Source organism: Streptomyces sp. NPDC045967 (genome assembly GCF_056430495.1).
Map to the genome: position 1 here is coordinate 142,638 of NZ_JBWKLE010000001.1, position 17,216 is coordinate 159,853.

At 70.7% G+C, this 17,216-nt stretch carries 13 protein-coding genes; 6 read left to right on the forward strand and 7 right to left on the reverse strand.

Annotated features, from left to right (window positions below; all coding sequences use genetic code 11):
* Position 1: 1 nt before the first annotated feature.
* Positions 2-991 carry a metal ABC transporter substrate-binding protein gene (locus AC07FY_RS00670; protein ID WP_478998728.1) on the reverse strand — a complete coding sequence of 330 codons (990 nt, stop codon included), beginning with the start codon at positions 989-991 and terminating at the stop codon, positions 2-4.
* A 155-nt stretch (positions 992-1,146) separates the two neighbouring features.
* Here AC07FY_RS00670 and AC07FY_RS00675 point away from each other — a divergent pair, with 155 nt between their 5' ends.
* Positions 1,147-2,529: a glycine--tRNA ligase gene (locus AC07FY_RS00675; protein ID WP_478998729.1), complete on the forward strand. Its 1,383-nt coding sequence runs from the start codon at positions 1,147-1,149 to the stop codon at positions 2,527-2,529.
* Positions 2,530-2,766: 237 nt separating this feature from the next.
* On the opposite strand, the gene AC07FY_RS00680 is transcribed toward AC07FY_RS00675, so the two are convergent.
* From AC07FY_RS00680 to AC07FY_RS00690, 3 genes are all read right to left on the reverse strand, one after another.
* Positions 2,767-3,360 (reverse strand): TetR/AcrR family transcriptional regulator, encoded by a 594-nt coding sequence (locus AC07FY_RS00680; RefSeq protein WP_478998731.1) that lies wholly within the window; start codon positions 3,358-3,360, stop codon positions 2,767-2,769.
* 20 nt (positions 3,361-3,380) lie between these two features.
* Positions 3,381-4,325 carry an aldo/keto reductase gene (locus AC07FY_RS00685; RefSeq protein WP_478999800.1) on the reverse strand — a complete coding sequence of 315 codons (945 nt, stop codon included), beginning with the start codon at positions 4,323-4,325 and terminating at the stop codon, positions 3,381-3,383.
* 408 nt (positions 4,326-4,733) lie between these two features.
* Positions 4,734-6,188: an MFS transporter gene (locus tag AC07FY_RS00690; protein WP_478998733.1), complete on the reverse strand. Its 1,455-nt coding sequence runs from the start codon at positions 6,186-6,188 to the stop codon at positions 4,734-4,736.
* A 33-nt stretch (positions 6,189-6,221) separates the two neighbouring features.
* Between AC07FY_RS00690 and dusB the strand changes: the two genes are divergently transcribed.
* The 3 genes from dusB (at position 6,222) to AC07FY_RS00705 (ending at position 11,894) form a co-directional block, all read left to right on the forward strand.
* Entirely contained in the window at positions 6,222-7,382 is a 1,161-nt protein-coding gene (dusB, locus tag AC07FY_RS00695) for a tRNA dihydrouridine synthase DusB (protein WP_478998735.1), read from the forward strand.
* A gap of 364 nt (positions 7,383-7,746) precedes the next feature.
* A complete protein-coding gene (gene ppdK, locus AC07FY_RS00700) occupies positions 7,747-10,455 on the forward strand; it encodes a pyruvate, phosphate dikinase (protein ID WP_478998736.1) in 2,709 nt (902 codons plus the stop codon).
* Positions 10,456-10,841: 386 nt separating this feature from the next.
* Entirely contained in the window at positions 10,842-11,894 is a 1,053-nt protein-coding gene (locus tag AC07FY_RS00705; protein ID WP_478998738.1) for an ArsR/SmtB family transcription factor, read from the forward strand.
* 46 nt (positions 11,895-11,940) lie between these two features.
* Here AC07FY_RS00705 and AC07FY_RS00710 read toward each other — a convergent pair whose 3' ends face one another.
* Entirely contained in the window at positions 11,941-13,101 is a 1,161-nt protein-coding gene (locus AC07FY_RS00710; protein ID WP_478998740.1) for an alkaline phosphatase PhoX, read from the reverse strand.
* 237 nt (positions 13,102-13,338) lie between these two features.
* On the opposite strand from AC07FY_RS00710, the gene AC07FY_RS00715 reads away from it, so the two are divergent.
* Together AC07FY_RS00715 and AC07FY_RS00720 are read left to right on the forward strand one after the other, a co-directional pair.
* Complete coding sequence (locus tag AC07FY_RS00715; RefSeq protein WP_478998741.1) at positions 13,339-13,800, forward strand: group III truncated hemoglobin; 462 nt, start codon at positions 13,339-13,341, stop codon at positions 13,798-13,800.
* Positions 13,801-13,943: 143 nt separating this feature from the next.
* Positions 13,944-14,354, forward strand: coding sequence for a VOC family protein (locus AC07FY_RS00720; protein ID WP_478998743.1), 411 nt, complete (start codon positions 13,944-13,946; stop codon positions 14,352-14,354).
* Positions 14,355-14,360: 6 nt separating this feature from the next.
* Here AC07FY_RS00720 and nirD read toward each other — a convergent pair whose 3' ends face one another.
* Both nirD and nirB read right to left on the reverse strand, forming a co-directional pair.
* Positions 14,361-14,693, reverse strand: coding sequence for a nitrite reductase small subunit NirD (gene nirD / locus AC07FY_RS00725; RefSeq protein WP_478998745.1), 333 nt, complete (start codon positions 14,691-14,693; stop codon positions 14,361-14,363).
* Positions 14,690-17,215 carry a nitrite reductase large subunit NirB gene (gene nirB, locus AC07FY_RS00730; protein ID WP_478998747.1) on the reverse strand — a complete coding sequence of 842 codons (2,526 nt, stop codon included), beginning with the start codon at positions 17,213-17,215 and terminating at the stop codon, positions 14,690-14,692. Before nirB ends, nirD begins: the two co-directional genes overlap by 4 nt.
* Between the last annotated feature and the right edge of the window lies 1 nt (position 17,216).

A 17,216-nucleotide genomic window follows, 5' to 3' on the forward strand; every position in this document is an offset into this window, starting at 1 on the left:
TCTACTTGGCTCCGAGCGCCTTCTGGAGGTTCTTCAGGTTGGACCGCATGACCTCGAAGTAGTCAGCGCCCTGGGACGTGTCGGTGATTCCCTCGAGCGGGTCGAGGACATCGGTCTTCAGGCCGGTGTCCCCGGCGAGGCTCTTTGCCGTCTTGTCACTGGCCAGGGTCTCGAAGAACACGGTGGAGACGTTGTCCTTCCGCGCGATCTCCTGGAGCTCCTTCATCCGGGCGGGGCTGGGCTCGGACTCGGGGTCGACGCCGGAGATGCCCTCCTGCTCCAGACCGTAGCGCTCGGCGAGGTAGCCGAAGGCGGCGTGGGTGGTGATGAAGGTCTTGCCGGCCGTGTTGGCCAGGCCGTCCTTGAACTCGGTGTCCAGCGCGGTGAGCTTGGCGACGAGCTCGTCGGTGTTCTTGCGGTAATCCGCGGCGTGGCCGGGGTCGGACTCGGCCAGGGCCGCGCCGACGCCCTTGGCGATCTCCGCGTACTTGGCGGGGTCGAGCCAGACGTGCGGGTCCCCGCCGGCCTCGCCGTGGCCGTGGTCGTCGTGACCCGCTCCTGCCTCGGCCTCGTGGTCGTGGCCGGAGGCGGCGTGGGCCTCGAGCGCGGTGAGGGTGGCGGCGTCGACGACGTTCTTCACGCCGGACTGGGCGACGGCCTTGTCGACGGCGGGCTGCAGGGACTTGAGGTAGACGACCACATCGGACTCGGCGAGCTGCGCGGTCTGCCTCGGGGTGATCTCCAGGTCGTGCGGCTCGACCCCGGGCTTGGTGAGGGTGGTGACCTTCACGTGGTCCTTGCCGATCTGCTCGGCGAGGAACTGCATCGGGTAGAACGACGCCGTCACGTCGAGCTTGCCGTCCGCGCCGGCGGAACCGGAACCGGCGGCGGCATCCCCGGCCCCGGCTCCGGAGCAGGCGGTGAGGGCCGTGGCGCCGAGGGCGACGGCTCCTGCGAGGGCGGCGGCGGGTATCAGGCGTCGTACGTTCATGACATCCATTTTCATCAAAAATGGAAACGGTTGTCAAAAACCCTGGTGGGAGGGGTGTGGGCGGGCCCGGAGAGGGGGATCCGATTTGAAAGGGGGGGTGCGGGCGCCGGTAACCTGAGGCATTCGCCGTTCGTCCTCGTAATGAAGAGAGCACCGTGGCCGCCGACAAGATCGAAACCATCGTCAGCCTGAGCAAGCGCCGTGGCTTCGTTTTCCCGTGCAGTGAGATCTACGGCGGCTCCAAGGCCGCCTGGGACTACGGCCCGCTCGGTGTCGAGCTCAAGGAGAACATCAAGCGCCAGTGGTGGAAGGCGATGGTCACCGGGCGTGAGGACATCGTCGGTATCGACTCGTCCGTGATCCTGGCGCCGGAGGTCTGGGTGGCCTCGGGCCACGTCGCGACCTTCTCCGACCCGCTGACCGAGTGCACCTCCTGTCACAAGCGTCACCGTGCGGACCACCTGGAAGAGGCGTACGAGGCCAAGCACGGCCGCGTGCCCGCCAACGGTCTCGCCGACGTCAACTGCCCCAACTGCGGTGTGAAGGGCCAGTTCACCGAGCCCAAGCAGTTCTCCGGCATGCTGGAGACCCACCTCGGCCCGACCCAGGACACCGGTTCCAAGGCGTACCTGCGCCCCGAGACCGCGCAGGGCATCTTCACCAACTTCGCCCAGGTCCAGACCACCTCGCGCAAGAAGCCGCCGTTCGGCATCGCGCAGATGGGCAAGTCCTTCCGCAACGAGATCACGCCCGGCAACTTCATCTTCCGCACCCGCGAGTTCGAGCAGATGGAGATGGAGTTCTTCGTCAAGCCGGGCGAGGACGAGCAGTGGCAGGAGTACTGGATGGCGGAGCGCTGGAACTGGTACCGCGGCCTCGGCATCCGCGAGGAGAACATCCGCTGGTACGAGCACCCGAAGGAGAAGCTGTCCCACTACTCGAAGCGCACCGCCGACATCGAGTACCGCTTCAACTTCGGCGGCAACGAGTTCTCCGAGCTCGAGGGTGTGGCCAACCGCACCGACTTCGACCTGAAGGCGCACTCGGCCGCCTCCGGCCAGAACCTCACCTACCTCGACCAGGAGTCCGGTGAGCGCTACACCCCGTACGTCATCGAGCCCGCCGCCGGTGTCAACCGCGCGATGCTCGCCTTCATGCTCGACGCGTACAACGAGGACGAGGCCCCGAACGCCAAGGGCGCCATGGAGAAGCGCACCGTGATGCGCTTCGACCCGCGCCTGGCGCCCATCAAGGTCGCCGTGCTGCCGCTGTCCCGCAACGCGCAGCTGTCGCCGAAGGCCAAGGGGCTGGCCGCCGACCTGCGCAAGAACTGGAACATCGAGTTCGACGACGCGGGCGCCATCGGCCGCCGCTACCGCCGCCAGGACGAGATCGGTACCCCGTTCTGCGTCACCGTCGACTTCGACACCCTGGACGACAACGCGGTGACCGTGCGCGAGCGCGACACCATGAAGCAGGAGCGCGTCTCCCTGGACCAGATCCAGAGCTACCTCGGCAGCCGCCTGCTCGGCTGCTAGGCACAGCCCCTTCCCAAGGACCTGTGGCCCGGTGCGGACACCGCACCGGGCCACAGGTCTGTCCGGGCGCAGGCGGGGAAACCGGCGACCGCCGACCGGCCGGGGCGGGTGCCCTCTGCCGCCCGGGCGACCTCAGCAGGGCGCGGGCCGCTTGGGCGTGATCAGCGCGGGCCTCATCGGTGTGAGGAGCAAGGTGTCCGGAGTGAGCGTGAGCGCTTCCGGACGCCGGCGCCCGCGTCAGGCGCGCAGGCCCCGGATGATCAGAGCGGTGACCGCCTCGAACTCCGTGAAGATCGTGGGCGAGAGCCAGTCGGCCGCGTACAGCGGATCGTGGAAGCGGCCGGTCGCGTCGAAGACGGCGCGGGCGGCGCCCGGCACGTCCTCGGCCGCGAGGGTGCCCGCCGCGACCCCCTCGGCGATGATTCGGGCCAGCTGGTCGATCAGCTCGCTCAGGTGCCGTTCCACCACGTCACTGTTCTCGTCCAAGAGCACGATGTAGGTCGCGAAGAGCTCCGGATCGTCACCCGCCTTGTGGCGCTTCGCCTCGAACAGCGCTTCCAGCCACGACTCCAGCTTGGAGGGGGCGCTCTCGGCGGGCGCCGAGGCGATCTCCTCCAGTGCGACCACGCTCTTGGCGAGCCAGCGGTCCGTGACGGCCTCGCGCAGGGCCGCCTTCGACGGGAAGTGACGGTACACACTGCCGTGGCTGACGCCCAGCGCGCGCGCCACGTCCACCACCGTCGCCTTGGTCGGGCCGAAGCGGCGCAGCACCTCCTCGGTGGTCTCGAGGATGCGCTCGGGGGTCAGGGGCTCGGCGGCAGCGGGTGGCATGGGTCGACCGTACCGCCCGTTCAGTGCTCGCTGTCGAGATGGGCCATCTGCGCGGCCGGGTACCGCTCGCCCGCGGCGGCGCCGGCGGGCACCGCCTCCTCGATGGCGGCCAGATCCGCGGTGCTCAAGGTGATGTCCAGGGCGCCCAGCGCCTCGGCCAGCCGGTCCCGCCGCCGGGCGCCGACCAGCGGCACGATGTCCTCACCGCGCGAGAGCACCCAGGCGATGGCGGTCTGCGCCACGCTCACGCCCTTGCCGTCCGCCACCTTGCGCAGCGCGTCGACCAGGTCGAGGTTGCGGTCGAGGTTCCCGCCCTGGAAGCGCGGGCTCATCCCTCGGAAGTCCCCGGGTGCGAGCGCGCGGTCGCGGGTGAAGTGGCCGCTGATCAGGCCGCGGGACAGCACCCCGTACGCCGTCAGGCCCACTCCGAGCTCGCGGGCGGTCGGCAGGATCTCCGCCTCGATGCCGCGGGATATGAGCGAGTACTCGATCTGCAGATCGGCGATCGGGGCAGTGGCCACCGCCCGGCGCAGGGTCTCCGCGCCGACCTCGGACAGGCCGATGTGGCGCACGTGCCCGGCCTCGACCGCTTCGGCGATGGCCCCGACGGTCTCCTCGATCGGGACGTCCGGGTCCACCCGGGCGATGCGGTAGACGTCGATGTGGTCGCGGCCGAGCCGCTGGAGCGAGTAGGCCAGGAAGTTCCTGACGGCCTCGGGCCGCCCGTCATAGCCGGTGAAGCCGCCCTCGACGGTGCGCAGGGCGCCGAACTTGACGCTGGTCAGCGCCCGCTCGCGGGCCGCGGCGGGCGCCGTGCGCAGGGCCTCGTTGATCAGGAGCTCGTTGTGGCCCATGCCGTAGAAGTCGCCGGTGTCGAGCAGGGTCACGCCCGCGTCCAGGGCGGCGTGGATGGTGGCCACGGACTCGGCGCGGTCGGCCTCCCCGTACAGGGCGGACATGCCCATGCAACCGAGGCCGAGCGGGAAGACGGACGGCCCGGTGGTGCCCAGCCGACGCCGGGCGGCGCCCCCGCGGGCGGGGCGCTCGGAGGGGACGTGGTCGCCGGCGTCGCTGCCGCTGCCGGGGTTGCCGAGTCGGTTGCCGGAAGTGCTCTCGTTCTTCGTCATGCAACGAGAGTGACATGACGAGTGACAGATTTCAATATCTGTCACTCGTCAGGGTGGCGGCAGCGTGAACGACCTGAAGGGCGGGGGGCCTCGCCGAACACCACGGGGGCCCGGCCCGCCGCCGGGCCGCACGTGGCCGTCACGCCCGCGGAGGAGGCCGCCTCGCAAGACGAACGCCGCCCTCGACGAGGTCGAGGACGGCGTCTTCGCGGGGCCGGCCGTACGGTCAGGCGCGCGGCGACCCCTTCACCGCGGCGACTCCTTCACCGCGGCGGGGCCGACCGGGTCCTGCAGGCTGCGGGCCGTGCGCTCCGCCGTCGCGCGGGCCCAGCCGCCGCTCGTCACCGCGCCCACGACCAGCACCGCCAGCCCGCACAGGGTGATGATCCACCAGGCCGGCTGGGCCGCCCCGGCGAAGTCGGAGCCGCCCGCCAGCCCCGCGGCCAGCACCGAACCGATGACCGCGACGCCCAGCGTGCCGCCCGTCTGCCGGCTGGTGGAGGCGATGGCGGCCGCGACACCCGCCTGGGAACGCGGCATCCCGGACACCGCCGTATTGGTGATCGGTGCGTTCACCATGCCGAAGCCCAACCCGAAGAGCACGTAGCCGGTGAAGAGCAGCGGGTTGGAGGTCTCGGCCTCGAACAGCGCGAAGAGCAGCCCGCTGGCCGCCATCGCCACGCCCGCGATGAGCAGGCAGATCCGGGGCCCGCGGGAGCCCACCAGGCGCCCGGCGACCGGCGCGAACACCACGGTCAGGGCCGCCATCGGCAGCATGTAGAGCCCCGCGTGCAGGGCGCTGAGCCCCCGCACGTCCTGGAGGTAGAGCGTGTTCAGGAAGAGGAAGCCCGCCAGTCCCGCGAAGGCGCTGATCGCGATGACGGTCGATCCGCTGAACGGCGCGCTGCGGAAGAACCGGAGGTCGATCAACGGCTCCGTGCGCCGCCGTTCGTAGACCAGCAGCCCGACGAACGAGGCGACGGCCACCACCGCGCACCCCGTGATCAGCGGCGAGCGCCAGCCGGCGGCCGGGGCCTCGATGATCCCGTACGTCAGACTGCCGAGCAGGGCCACGACCAGGACCTGCCCCACCGGGTCGGGCCGGCGCGGGCGGGCCGCCCGGGACTCGGGGATGTGGCGCAGGGTCAGCACCAGCGCCGCCAGCCCGATCGGCAGGTTGATCAGGAAGATCGAGCGCCAGCCGACGGTGTCCACCAGGACACCGCCGATCAGGGGGCCCGCGGCCATGGAGACGCCGCCGACCGCGCCCCAGACGCCGATGGCCCGCGCGCGCTCGGCGGGATCGGTGAAGGTGTTGGTGATGATCGACATCGCGACCGGGTTGAGCATCGCGCCGCCGATCGCCTGGACCATCCGGAAGACGATGAGCCAGTCGAGGCTGGGGGCGAGCGAGCACAGCAGGGAGCCGGCGGTGAAGGCCAGCAGGCCGGCGACGAACACCTTCCGGCGGCCGATCCGGTCGGCCGTGGAGCCCGCCAGCATCAGCAGCGAGGCCAGCACGAGGGTGTAGGCGTCGATGGTCCACTGGAGCCCGGCGACCGAGGCGTCGAGATCACGGCGCATCGACGGGAGCGCGACGTTGAGCACGGTGTTGTCGAGGCTGACGATCAGCAGGCTCATGCAGCAGATCGCCAGGACGAGCACGCCCTGCCGGCGGCTCGGCTGGCTCGGCTCGGTCATGCCGCGATGCTACGTCCGCCGCACCCCCTCGGCATGCGGGACAATGGGCGGATGACCACGCTCCCCCCGCCGCTCGCGATCGGCCCGCACACCGTGCAGCCCCCGGTGGTGCTCGCGCCGATGGCCGGCATCACCAACGCCCCGTTCCGCACCCTCTGCCGCGAGTTCTCCGGCGGCAAGGGGCTGTTCGTGAGCGAGATGATCACCACCCGCGCCCTGGTCGAGCGCAACGACAAGACCATGCAGCTGATCCACTTCGACGAGACCGAGAAGCCCCGCTCGATCCAGCTGTACGGCGTCGACCCGGTGACCGTCGGCAAGGCGGTCCGCATGATCGTCGAAGAGGACCGCGCCGACCACATCGACCTCAACTTCGGCTGCCCGGTCCCCAAGGTCACCCGCAAGGGAGGCGGCTCCGCGCTCCCGTACAAGCGGAACCTGCTGCGCGCCATCCTGCGCGAGGCCGTCGCCGGCGCCGGCGACCTCCCGGTCACGATGAAGATGCGCAAGGGCATCGACGACGACCACCTCACCTACCTCGACGCCGGGCGGATCGCCGTCGAGGAGGGCGTCACCGCGATTGCGCTGCACGGGCGCACCACCGCCCAGCACTACGGCGGCACCGCCGACTGGGAGGCCATCGCGCGGCTCAAGGAGCACGCGCCGGAGATCCCGGTCCTCGGCAACGGCGACATCTGGTGCGCCGAGGACGCTCTGCGGATGGTCCGCGAGACCGGCTGCGACGGAGTGGTCGTGGGGCGCGGCTGCCTGGGCCGGCCGTGGCTGTTCAACGACCTGGTGGCCGCGTTCGAGGGCCGCCCGGAGGACTTCCACAAGCCCACGCTGCGCGAGGTCGCGGCCACCATGCACCGGCACGCCCAGCTGCTGGGTGAGTGGATCGGCGACGAGACGCGCGGGGTGATCGACTTCCGTAAGCACGTCGCCTGGTACCTCAAGGGCTTCTCGGTCGGTTCCGAGATGCGCAAGAAGCTGGCGGTCACCTCCTCCCTGGCCGAGCTGGACGCTCATCTGAGCGAGCTGGATCTGGATCAGGCGTGGCCGGAGAGCGCGGACGGTCCCCGGGGCCGGACGTCCGGAAACAACCGGGTTGTCCTGCCGGAGGGCTGGCTGAAGGACCCGTACGACTGTGCGGGCATCAGCGAGGAAGCGGAACTGGACACGTCCGGAGGCTGACATATCGCCCTCCGTGTCGCGTGATATACGCCACGCATGGGAGGGGTTTCGCTCAGATGAGCGCAGAAGTCACGGATAAGACTTTCAAAGGGTGGCACTGGGTGCCACCCTTTCTGCGTTCAAGAGTTGAACGCAAATGTATCGATGATCGCTCATCGGAGCGGCTTTACGCCTCAGAAGGCACCTCTCCCTTCGGGAGGTGAAGGCTCTTCGTACCTTCTGATTACCCATGAGTTACTTTCGAACCGCTGGCGCACGGGTGGTTACAGCCGTATGACGACCAAGTGGACGTACCCAGAAGCCTTCGATCTGGGTATGTTCCTGGCCGTCAGGGCAGCCACCGAGCCTCGAGGAGTCGAGACCCGTGTCGGAAAACAAAGATCAGAAGTTCGTCTACGACTTCACCGAGGGCAACCGCGACCTCAAGGACCTTCTCGGCGGCAAGGGAGCCAACCTCGCCGAGATGACCAACCTGGGTCTGCCGGTCCCTCCCGGCTTCACCATCACCACCGAGGCCTGCAAGGTCTACCTCGAGAGCGGCACGGCCCCCGCCGAGCTGCGCGACGAGGTCAGCTCCCACCTTGCCGCCCTCGAGACGAAGATGGGCAAGAAGCTCGGCCAGTCGGACGACCCGCTGCTGGTCTCCGTCCGTTCCGGCGCCAAGTTCTCCATGCCGGGCATGATGGACACGGTCCTCAACATCGGCCTCTCCGACGAGTCCGTCACGGGGCTCGCCACCCAGGCCGGCAACGAGCGCTTCGCGTGGGACTCCTACCGCCGCCTCATCCAGATGTTCGGCAAGACCGTCCTCGGCGTCGACGGCGAGCTCTTCGAGGACGCCCTGGACGACGCGAAGGCGGCCAAGAAGGTCACCGTCGACACCGACCTCGACGCCGCCGACCTGAAGAAGCTGGTCAAGCACTTCAAGAAGATCGTGGCGAAGGAGGCCGGCCGCGAGTTCCCGCAGGACGCCCGCGAGCAGCTGGACCTCGCCGTCGAGGCGGTCTTCAGCTCGTGGAACACCGACCGCGCCAAGCTCTACCGCCGCCAGGAGCGCATCCCCGGCGACCTGGGCACCGCCGTCAACATCTGCTCCATGGTCTTCGGCAACCTGGGCCCGGACTCCGGCACCGGCGTCGCCTTCACCCGCGACCCCGCCAGCGGCCACCAGGGCGTCTACGGCGACTACCTCCAGAACGCCCAGGGCGAGGACGTGGTCGCGGGCATCCGCAACACCGTGCCGCTCGCGGACCTGGAGACCATCGACAAGGCCTCGTACGACCAGCTCATGACGATCATGGAGACGCTGGAGACCCACTACAAGGACCTCTGCGACATCGAGTTCACCATCGAGCGCGGCCAGCTGTGGATGCTCCAGACCCGTGTCGGCAAGCGCACCGCCGGCGCCGCCTTCCGGATCGCCACCCAGCTCGTGGACCAGGGCCTGATCGACGAGGCCGAGGCCCTGCAGCGCGTCAACGGCGCCCAGCTGGCGCAGCTGATGTTCCCGCGCTTCGACGAGGACGCCAAGACCACGCTGCTCGGCCGCGGCATCGCCGCCTCCCCGGGCGCGGCCGTCGGCAAGGCGGTCTTCGACTCGTACACGGCCGTCAAGTGGTCCCGCTCGGGCGAGAAGGTCATCCTGATCCGCCGCGAGACCAACCCGGACGACCTGGACGGCATGATCGCCTCCGAGGGCATCCTGACCTCGCGCGGCGGCAAGACCTCGCACGCCGCCGTCGTAGCCCGCGGCATGGGCAAGACCTGTGTCTGCGGCGCCGAGGAGCTCGACGTCGACACCAAGCGCCGCCGCATGACGGTCGGCGACACGGTCATCGAAGAGGGCGACGTCGTCTCCATCGACGGCTCCACCGGCAAGGTCTACCTCGGTGAGGTACCCGTCGTACCCTCCCCGGTCGTCGAGTACTTCGAGGGCCGCATGCACGCCGGCGCCGACGACGCCGACGAACTGGTCGCCGCCGTGCACCGGATCATGGCCTACGCGGACCGGGTCCGCCGCCTGCGGGTGCGCGCCAACGCCGACAACGCCGAGGACGCGCTGCGCGCCCGCCGCTTCGGCGCCCAGGGCATCGGCCTGTGCCGTACGGAGCACATGTTCCTCGGTGCCCGCCGCGAGATGGTCGAGCGCCTGATCCTCGCGGACACCGACTCGGAGCGCGAGGAGGCACTCAGTGCCCTCCTGCCGCTGCAGAAGAAGGACTTCGTCGAGCTGTTCGAGGCGATGGACGGCCTGCCCGTCACCGTCCGCCTGCTCGACCCGCCGCTGCACGAGTTCCTCCCCGACATCACCGAGCTGTCGGTGCGCGTGGCCCTCGCCGAGTCCCGCAAGGACGCCAACGAGAACGACCTGCGCCTGCTCCAGGCCGTGCACAAGCTGCACGAGCAGAACCCGATGCTGGGTCTGCGCGGCGTCCGTCTCGGCCTGGTCATCCCCGGGCTGTTCGCCATGCAGGTGCGGGCGATCGCCGAGGCCGCGGCCGAGCGCGCGAACGCCAAGGGCGACCCGCGCGTCGAGATCATGATTCCGCTCGTGGGCACCGTCCAGGAACTGGAGATCGTCCGCGAGGAGGCCGACCAGGTCATCGCCGAGGTCGAGGCCGCCACCGGCACCAACCTCAAGCTCTCCATCGGCACCATGATCGAGCTGCCGCGCGCCGCCCTGACGGCCGGCCAGATCGCCGAGGCCGCGCAGTTCTTCTCCTTCGGCACGAACGACCTGACCCAGACGGTGTGGGGCTTCTCCCGCGACGACGTCGAGGCCAGCTTCTTCACCGCCTACCTGGAGAAGGGCATCTTCGGGGTCTCGCCCTTCGAGACCATCGACAAGGACGGCGTGGGCTCGCTGGTCCGCCACGCGGTCGAGCAGGGCCGGGCCACCCGCCCCGACCTCAAGCTCGGTGTCTGCGGCGAGCACGGCGGTGACCCCGAGTCCGTCCACTTCTTCCACGAGGTCGGCCTGGACTACGTCTCCTGCTCGCCGTTCCGGATTCCGGTCGCGCGCCTGGAGGCCGGCCGCGCCGCCGCCGAGTCGAAGGGCAGCGACAGCCGCTGACCCCCGGCCCCCGCGAGGGGCCCCACGGACCGCGCCCACCCCCGGGTTCCCTGACTGCCCGCGGGTGGGCGCGCCTATTTTTTTGTGTTCAACAAATCTTTACGCCAGCAGGCGGTGGACGGATCCCCACCCGTCCACCGCCGCTGTCATTCTGCCGGGCACGTCGGCGCTTCCCGTGCGACCGACCGCCAGGCCCCGCAAAGCCCCCCACGGCCTTCGCGGAGCGTTTCGGTCGCATCGGAGTGTGCCCGGCGGAGTACAGGATTTCGGTTGTCACGCTCCTGCCGAAAGGGGTTTCAACTGTGGCCGAAAGGGCGTGGTGACCACGTGTGACGGCATGCATACTCATGGGGCGGGGGGATTGCGGTTGCACAGGTGGGGGTTCGGTGCTGCGTATCCATTTCACTGGAGTGGACCTGGCACGCGTACGGATGGCAGGGCGTCCCGATGCGTTGTGGGAAACGATTCTCAGCTTTCACCGGTTAAGGGACCGGCGTGATGCCCGGTTGTTCGGTGAATGGCGGACGGAAACGCGAAGCAGGTTGAATGGTGAAACACGCATGCTCGGCATGCTCATACCGACGCGCGGATATTTTCCCGATTTCCTGACGCCCGTGGAAGGGCAGTACGGGTGGGACGTGGCGCTCGACGCGCTGCGCGGGATACGGCCCGAGCGGCTGCGGCGCGAGCTCGTGCTGCTCGGCGGCGGGCCCGGCGCGGGCACCGGCGCCGGCGCGGTGGCGAGCGGCGGAACCGGAGCGTCGCCCGCGGCGCGGCTGCGGGAGTTCATCGACGGCGGCACCAAGCACCTGCCGAGGCTCCTCGGCGAGCTGCGCGCCTACCACCGGGCGGCCGTGGAGCCCTACTGGACCCACATCCAGGCCCAAATAGAGGCCGAGCGGGCCGCGCGCGGCCGGGCCCTGCTGGACGGCGGCGCGGACGAACTGCTCGCCTCGCTGCCGCCGATGCTGCGCTGGCGGGCCCCGGTGCTCGAATGCGACTACCCGGTCGACCGGGACGTACGGCTGCGCGGGCGCGGGCTGCTGCTCCAGCCGTCCTTCTTCTGCCGGCGCACCGCCGTGACCCTGCACGACCCGGAGCTGCCGCCGGTGCTGGTCTACCCGGCCGCCTCGCACCTGGCCTCGGCCCCCGCGGGCGGCGAGGCGGCGCGCCCGGTGCACGTCGAGGAGCAGCGCCAGCGCACGCTGGGCAAGCTGGTGGGGCACACCCGCTCGGTGGTGCTGCGGGCGATCGGCGACGGCGCCACCACGAGCGAACTGGCCCGCCGGGCCGGGGTCTCGCTGGCCTCGGCCAGCCAGCACGCCTGCGTGATGCGCGAGGCGGGCCTGGTGACGACCCTGCGGCACGGCAACGCGGTCCTGCACACCGTGACCCCGCTGGGCGCGGCGCTGCTCAAGGGCGGCGCCGCGGCCTCGTGAGACGCCCCGGCCCCCGGCTGAGCGCCGGGGGCCGCGGCGGTGCGCCTCAGGTGCGGAACGGGCCCCGCACCTCGTAGGTGATGCCGGCCGACGAGCTGCCGCTCGTACCGCGCTGGCTGGAGAAGTAGAGCCGGTCCCCGGCCGGGGAGAAGGCCGGGCCGGTGATCTCCGAGGAGGACTGCCCCGATATCCGCAGGAACGGCGCCACCACGTCGTCCGGGGTGATCACGCAGATCTCCATGGTGCCGCCGTCCTCGGCGACGTACAGGTCGCCGTATGAGGAGCCGGTGACGTTGTCGACACCGGTCAGCGGGGCCGCGCCGCCCGGCACCAGCGAGTCGTCGTAGGCCAGCTCGTACGTGTTGTTCGTGAGGTTGAGCTGCCAGACGCGGTTGTCGCCCTTGGTGGTGAACCAGACGGTGTCGTTCGCGTAGTGGCAGCCCTCGCCGCCGTTGAACTTCTTCGAGCCGGAGACCTGGCTGCGCGTCGCGGTCGGGGAGCCGTCCGGGTCCGGGACGTCGGCCCAGGTGAAGGAACCGGATGAGGCGGTACCGGCCTTGAGGACCTGGAGGGTGCCCGAGGAAAGGTTTCCCCAGGTGGTCGGGACGAAGCGGTAGAAGCAGCCGCCCGTCTCGTCCTCCGTCAGGTAGACCACCTTGCGGACCGGGTCGGCGGCGGCGGCCTCGTGCTTGAAGCGGCCCATCGCGGGCCGCTGGACGGCCGCGTTCACGCCGTAGGGGTCGGTCTCGTACACGTAGCCGAGGCTGACCTCCTCGCAGGAGAGCCAGGTGTTCCACGGGGTCTTGCCGCCCGCGCAGTTCTGCCGGGTGTTCGACAGGATCCGGTAGGCACCCGTCACGGCGCCCGAGGAGGCGAAGCGGATCGCGCTCGCGCCTCCGGAGGGGTTGATCTCCGAGTTCGACACGTAGATCCAGCCCGTGCCGTCGGCGAAGCACGCGCCGCCGTCCGGGGCGTTGTGCCAGGTGTACGAGGTGCCGCTGACGGTCTGGCCGGAGCGGGCGACGACCCGGCTGGTGAACCCGGCCGGCAGCTGGATGCCGTTCGCGTCCGCCGCGCCGAGTGCTCCGTACGGTCCGGCGCCGGGCTGGGCGGGCGCCGCGTAGGCGGCCCCGTGCATCAGCGTTCCGCCGAAGGCGGCGGCCGACGAACCGATCACCGCGCCGCGCAGGAAGGTACGACGTTCCACGGTCACTCCTGTGGGAGGAAGGCCCCGCGGCCGGTCGGACGCGGGGTCGCACGCGTCGAGGAACCTAGGAGGCGCCCGTGGCCGGGGCGCCAACTCCTCATTACGCGGGAGCGACCGGTCAGGTTCAATCCCCCCGGCGTGGATTTCGGAACCCGAGGGGCGCACGGGGGCACGAGGGGACGAACTGCGGGACCTCTGCCCCTGGAGCGGGCCCGCATGGGGAAAGATGGTGGAGCGATGAACCACTTCGCCGTCGCCGACGACATCACGGGCCGCGCCGACCTCGCCGTCGTGCTGCGCCGCTTCTACACGGCCGCCTTCGCCGACCCCCGGCTCGGGCCCTTCTTCACCGAGATCGCCGGCACGGACCTCGAGGCCCACCTGCCCCGGATCACCGACTTCTGGGAGCGGGCGCTCTTCCGCACCGCCGACTACCGCCGGGACGCCTTCGCCCCGCACGCGGCCCTGCACTCGGCGCGGGCCCTGACCGCCGCCGACTTCGGCCGCTGGGTCCAGCTGTGGCACGCGGCCGTCGACGGACGGCACCGGGGGCCGAACGCCCAGCGGGCCAAGGACCAGGGCGAGCGGATCGCGCTGGCCCTGCACAAGCGGCTCGGCGGCGACCGGTCCTCCCTGCGGGCCGAGGACGGCCTCGGCTTCGTCCCGCTGGCCGCCCTGGAGCTGCGCTCGGTCGCCTGACCTGCGGCGTCTTCTCCCCGGGTGGAGCGGCGACGGGAAACTCCGGAGAACTTCGGGCCGGGGCGATGAGTTTCCCTCCCGCCCCCGGTCTACCCCTCGAAAGCAGCGGCCACCGCGCCGGAGACGAGAGAAGAGAGACCGAGATGTCCCAGCCCCAGATGATCTTCGTCAACCTGCCGGTCAAGGACCTGGCCGCCGCCAGGGCCTTCTGGGAGAAGCTCGGCTACTCCTTCAACCCGCAGTTCTCCGACGACACCGCCGCCTCCCTGGTGATCAGCGACACCATCTTCGCGATGCTGCTGACCGAGGAGAAGTTCGCCGGGTTCGCCACCAAGCCGGTCGCCGACGCCGCGAAGACCACCGAGGTGATGGTCGCCCTCAGCGCGGACAGCCGCGCCAAGGTCGACGAGATCGTCGAGGCCGCCCTCGCGGCGGGCGCCACCGAACCGCGGCCCGCCATGGACATGGGCTTCATGTACGGCCGCGCCTTCGAGGACCTGGACCACCACGTGTGGGAGTACGTCTGGATGGACCCGGCCGCCATCGAGGGCTGATGCCGGCTACGAGGTCGCGGCGGTCCGCACCGGATAGGTCCGGACCGCCACCTCCTCGTCGTCCAGGCAGCGCCCCGACTCCAGGTCGAAGCGCTGCTTGAGCAGCGGCGAGGCCACGAACGGCCGGCCCGACGCACTGCCCAGCAGCCCCCGCGACAGCACGTGCGCGCCGGTGAAGGGGTCCTGGTTGCCGATGGCGTACGGGCGGCCCGCGCGGTCGACGAACACGGCCGCCTGGCTCCCGTCGGGCAGCAGGGCCGCGACCCCGCGCCCGGGGATCAGCGCGGACAGCTCGCACACCGTCAGCCAGCCTTCGGCCACCCTCAGTTCCACGGTCATCGGACGGCTCCTCCTAGGGTCAGGACGACCAGGTCGGGCTTGACCTGGTCGCGCTCGGGGACGAACTTCACGGTCGGGTCGGGGGCTCCGGGCGCGTTCACGAAGGACACGAACCGCCGCATCCGCTCCGGGTCCTGGAGCGTCTCGGCCCATTCGTCCCGGTAGTGCGCCACGTGGTCGGCCATCAGCGCCTCCAGTTCCGCGCACAGCCCCAGCGAGTCGTGCACGACCACGTCCCGCAGGTGGGACAGGCCGCCCTCCAGCCGCTCCAGCCAGGTCGAGGTCCGCTCCAGGCGGTCGGCGGTGCGGATGTAGAACATCAGGAACCGGTCGATCAGCCGGACCAGCTCGGCGTCCGACAGGTCCTGGGCCAGCAGGTCGGCGTGGCGCGGGGTGGCCCCGCCGTTGCCGCCCACGTACAGGTTCCAGCCGCCGGCCGTCGCGATGACCCCGAAGTCCTTGCTCTGGGCCTCGGCGCACTCGCGGGCGCAGCCCGAGACCGCGGACTTGAGCTTGTGCGGGGCGCGCAGCCCCCGGTAGCGCAGCTCCAGATCGATGGCCATCCGTACGCTGTCCTGCACCCCGTAGCGGCACCAGGTCTGCCCCACGCACGACTTCACCGTCCGCAGGGCCTTGCCGTACGCGTGACCGGACTCGAACCCGGCGTCGACGAGCCGGGCCCAGATCCGCGGCAGCTGGTCGACGCTCGCGCCGAACAGGTCGATCCGCTGACCGCCGGTGATCTTCGTGTAGAGGCCGAAGTCACGGGCCACCTCGCCGATCACGATCAGCTTGTCCGGGGTGATCTCACCGCCGGGGATGCGCGGGACCACCGAGTACGAGCCGTTGCGCTGGAGGTTCGCGAGGAAGTGGTCGTTGGTGTCCTGCAGGGCGGCCTGCTCCCCTTCCAGGACGTAGCCGCTCGCGCCGAGGACCGGGGCGAGCGAGGCGATGATCGAGCCGACGGTGGGCTTGCACACCTCGCACCCCTCACCGCCGCGGGCCTCGGGGCGGCCGTGGCCGTCGAGGATGTCCCGGTACGAAGCCAGCCGGCGGGTGCGGACGATCTCGTAGAGCTCGGCGCGGCTGAAGGGGAAGCAGCCGCACAGGCCCTTGTCGGTCGTGGCGGGAAGCAGCTGTCCGATCACCTTGACGCAGCTGCCGCAACCGGTGCCCGCCTTGGTGCACTTCTTCACTTCGGGGAGGGTGGCGCAGGCGGTGATCGCCTTCTTGGTGACGTTGTGGCAGGAGCAGATCACCGCGTCGTCGGGGAGCGAGGAGGGGCCGAGCGCGACGGGCGCGCCGACACCGGCCGGCAGGACGAGCTGTTCGGGCGCGACGGGCGGCACGCTGCCGGTGAGCGGGCGCAGCAGGCCGTAGGAGTCCGCGTCGCCGACGAGAACGCCGCCGAGCAGGACCCCGTCCGGGGAGACCACCAGCTTCTTGTAGACCCCGGAGCGGGAGTCCGACCAGACCACGTCGAGGCTGCCTTCGGCGGCGCCGTGGGCGTCGCCGAAGGAGGCCACGTCCACGCCGAGCAGCTTGAGCTTGGTGGACAGGTCGGCGCCGGTGAACTCCTTCTCGCGGCCCAGGAGGTCGTCCGCGGCGGTCTCCGCCATCTCGTAGCCGGGGGCGACCAGGCCGTAGACCCGGCCGTCGCAGGCCAGCGCGCACTCGCCGATGGCGTAGACGTGCGGGTCGGAGGTGCGGCAGCGGGAGTCCACGGCGACACCGCCGCGCTCGCCCACGTCCAGGCCGCAGGCGCGGGCCAGCTGGTCGCGGGGGCGGACGCCGGCGGAGAAGACGACGAGGTCGGTGTCGACGGCGGATCCGTCGGACAGCAGCATGCCGCTGACGTGGCCGTCCTCGCCGGTCAGCACCTCCTGGGTGCCGACTCCGGTGTGGACGGTGAGGCCCATCGACTCGATGGTGCGCAGCAGGGCGGCGCCACCGCCTTCGTCGACCTGGACGGGCATCAGGCGCGGGGCGAACTCCACCACGCGGGTGGCGAGCCCGAGCCCCTGCAGGGCGCCGGCGGCTTCGAGCCCGAGCAGGCCGCCGCCGACGACGGCACCGCTGGCTCGGCCCTGCGCGTACTCCTCGATGGCGAGGAGGTCCTCGATGGTGCGGTAGACGAAGCAGCCGGGGGCGTCCTTGCCGGGGACCGGCGGCACGAAGGGGTAGCTGCCGGTGGCCAGGACCAGGACGTCGTAGGGGAACACCCGCCCCGAGCGGGAAGTGACGGTGCGGGCGGCCCGGTCGATGTGCTCGGCGGGGTCGTCGAGGTGCAGCGCGATGCCGTGCTCCGTCATGAACCCGGGCGGGGTCATGGACAGGTCCTCGGCGGTGCTGCCGGAGAAGTACGAGGTCAGGTGGACGCGGTCGTAGGCGGGCCGGGGCTCCTCGCAGAGCACGGTGATCCGGTGGGTCCGGGTGGCACCGCGCTCGGCGAGCGCCTCCAGGTAGCGCTGGCCGACCATGCCGTGCCCGATGAGCACGATCGCGGGCAGGGGCTTGGTCATG

Bases quoted from the DNA above. Each gene is read 5' to 3' on its own strand.
- AC07FY_RS00670 (WP_478998728.1), bottom strand. From the start codon at position 991: ATGAACGTACGACGCCTGATACCCGCCGCCGCCCTCGCAGGAGCCGTC.
- AC07FY_RS00680 (WP_478998731.1), bottom strand. From the start codon at position 3,360: ATGCCACCCGCTGCCGCCGAGCCCCTGACCCCCGAGCGCATCCTCGAG.
- AC07FY_RS00685 (WP_478999800.1), bottom strand. From the start codon at position 4,325: ATGGGCATGTCCGCCCTGTACGGGGAGGCCGACCGCGCCGAGTCCGTG.
- AC07FY_RS00690 (WP_478998733.1), bottom strand. From the start codon at position 6,188: ATGACCGAGCCGAGCCAGCCGAGCCGCCGGCAGGGCGTGCTCGTCCTG.
- dusB (WP_478998735.1), top strand. From the start codon at position 6,222: ATGCGGGACAATGGGCGGATGACCACGCTCCCCCCGCCGCTCGCGATC.
- AC07FY_RS00715 (WP_478998741.1), top strand. From the start codon at position 13,339: ATGAACCACTTCGCCGTCGCCGACGACATCACGGGCCGCGCCGACCTC.
- AC07FY_RS00720 (WP_478998743.1), top strand. From the start codon at position 13,944: ATGTCCCAGCCCCAGATGATCTTCGTCAACCTGCCGGTCAAGGACCTG.
- nirD (WP_478998745.1), bottom strand. From the start codon at position 14,693: ATGACCGTGGAACTGAGGGTGGCCGAAGGCTGGCTGACGGTGTGCGAG.
- nirB (WP_478998747.1), bottom strand. From the start codon at position 17,215: ATGACCAAGCCCCTGCCCGCGATCGTGCTCATCGGGCACGGCATGGTC.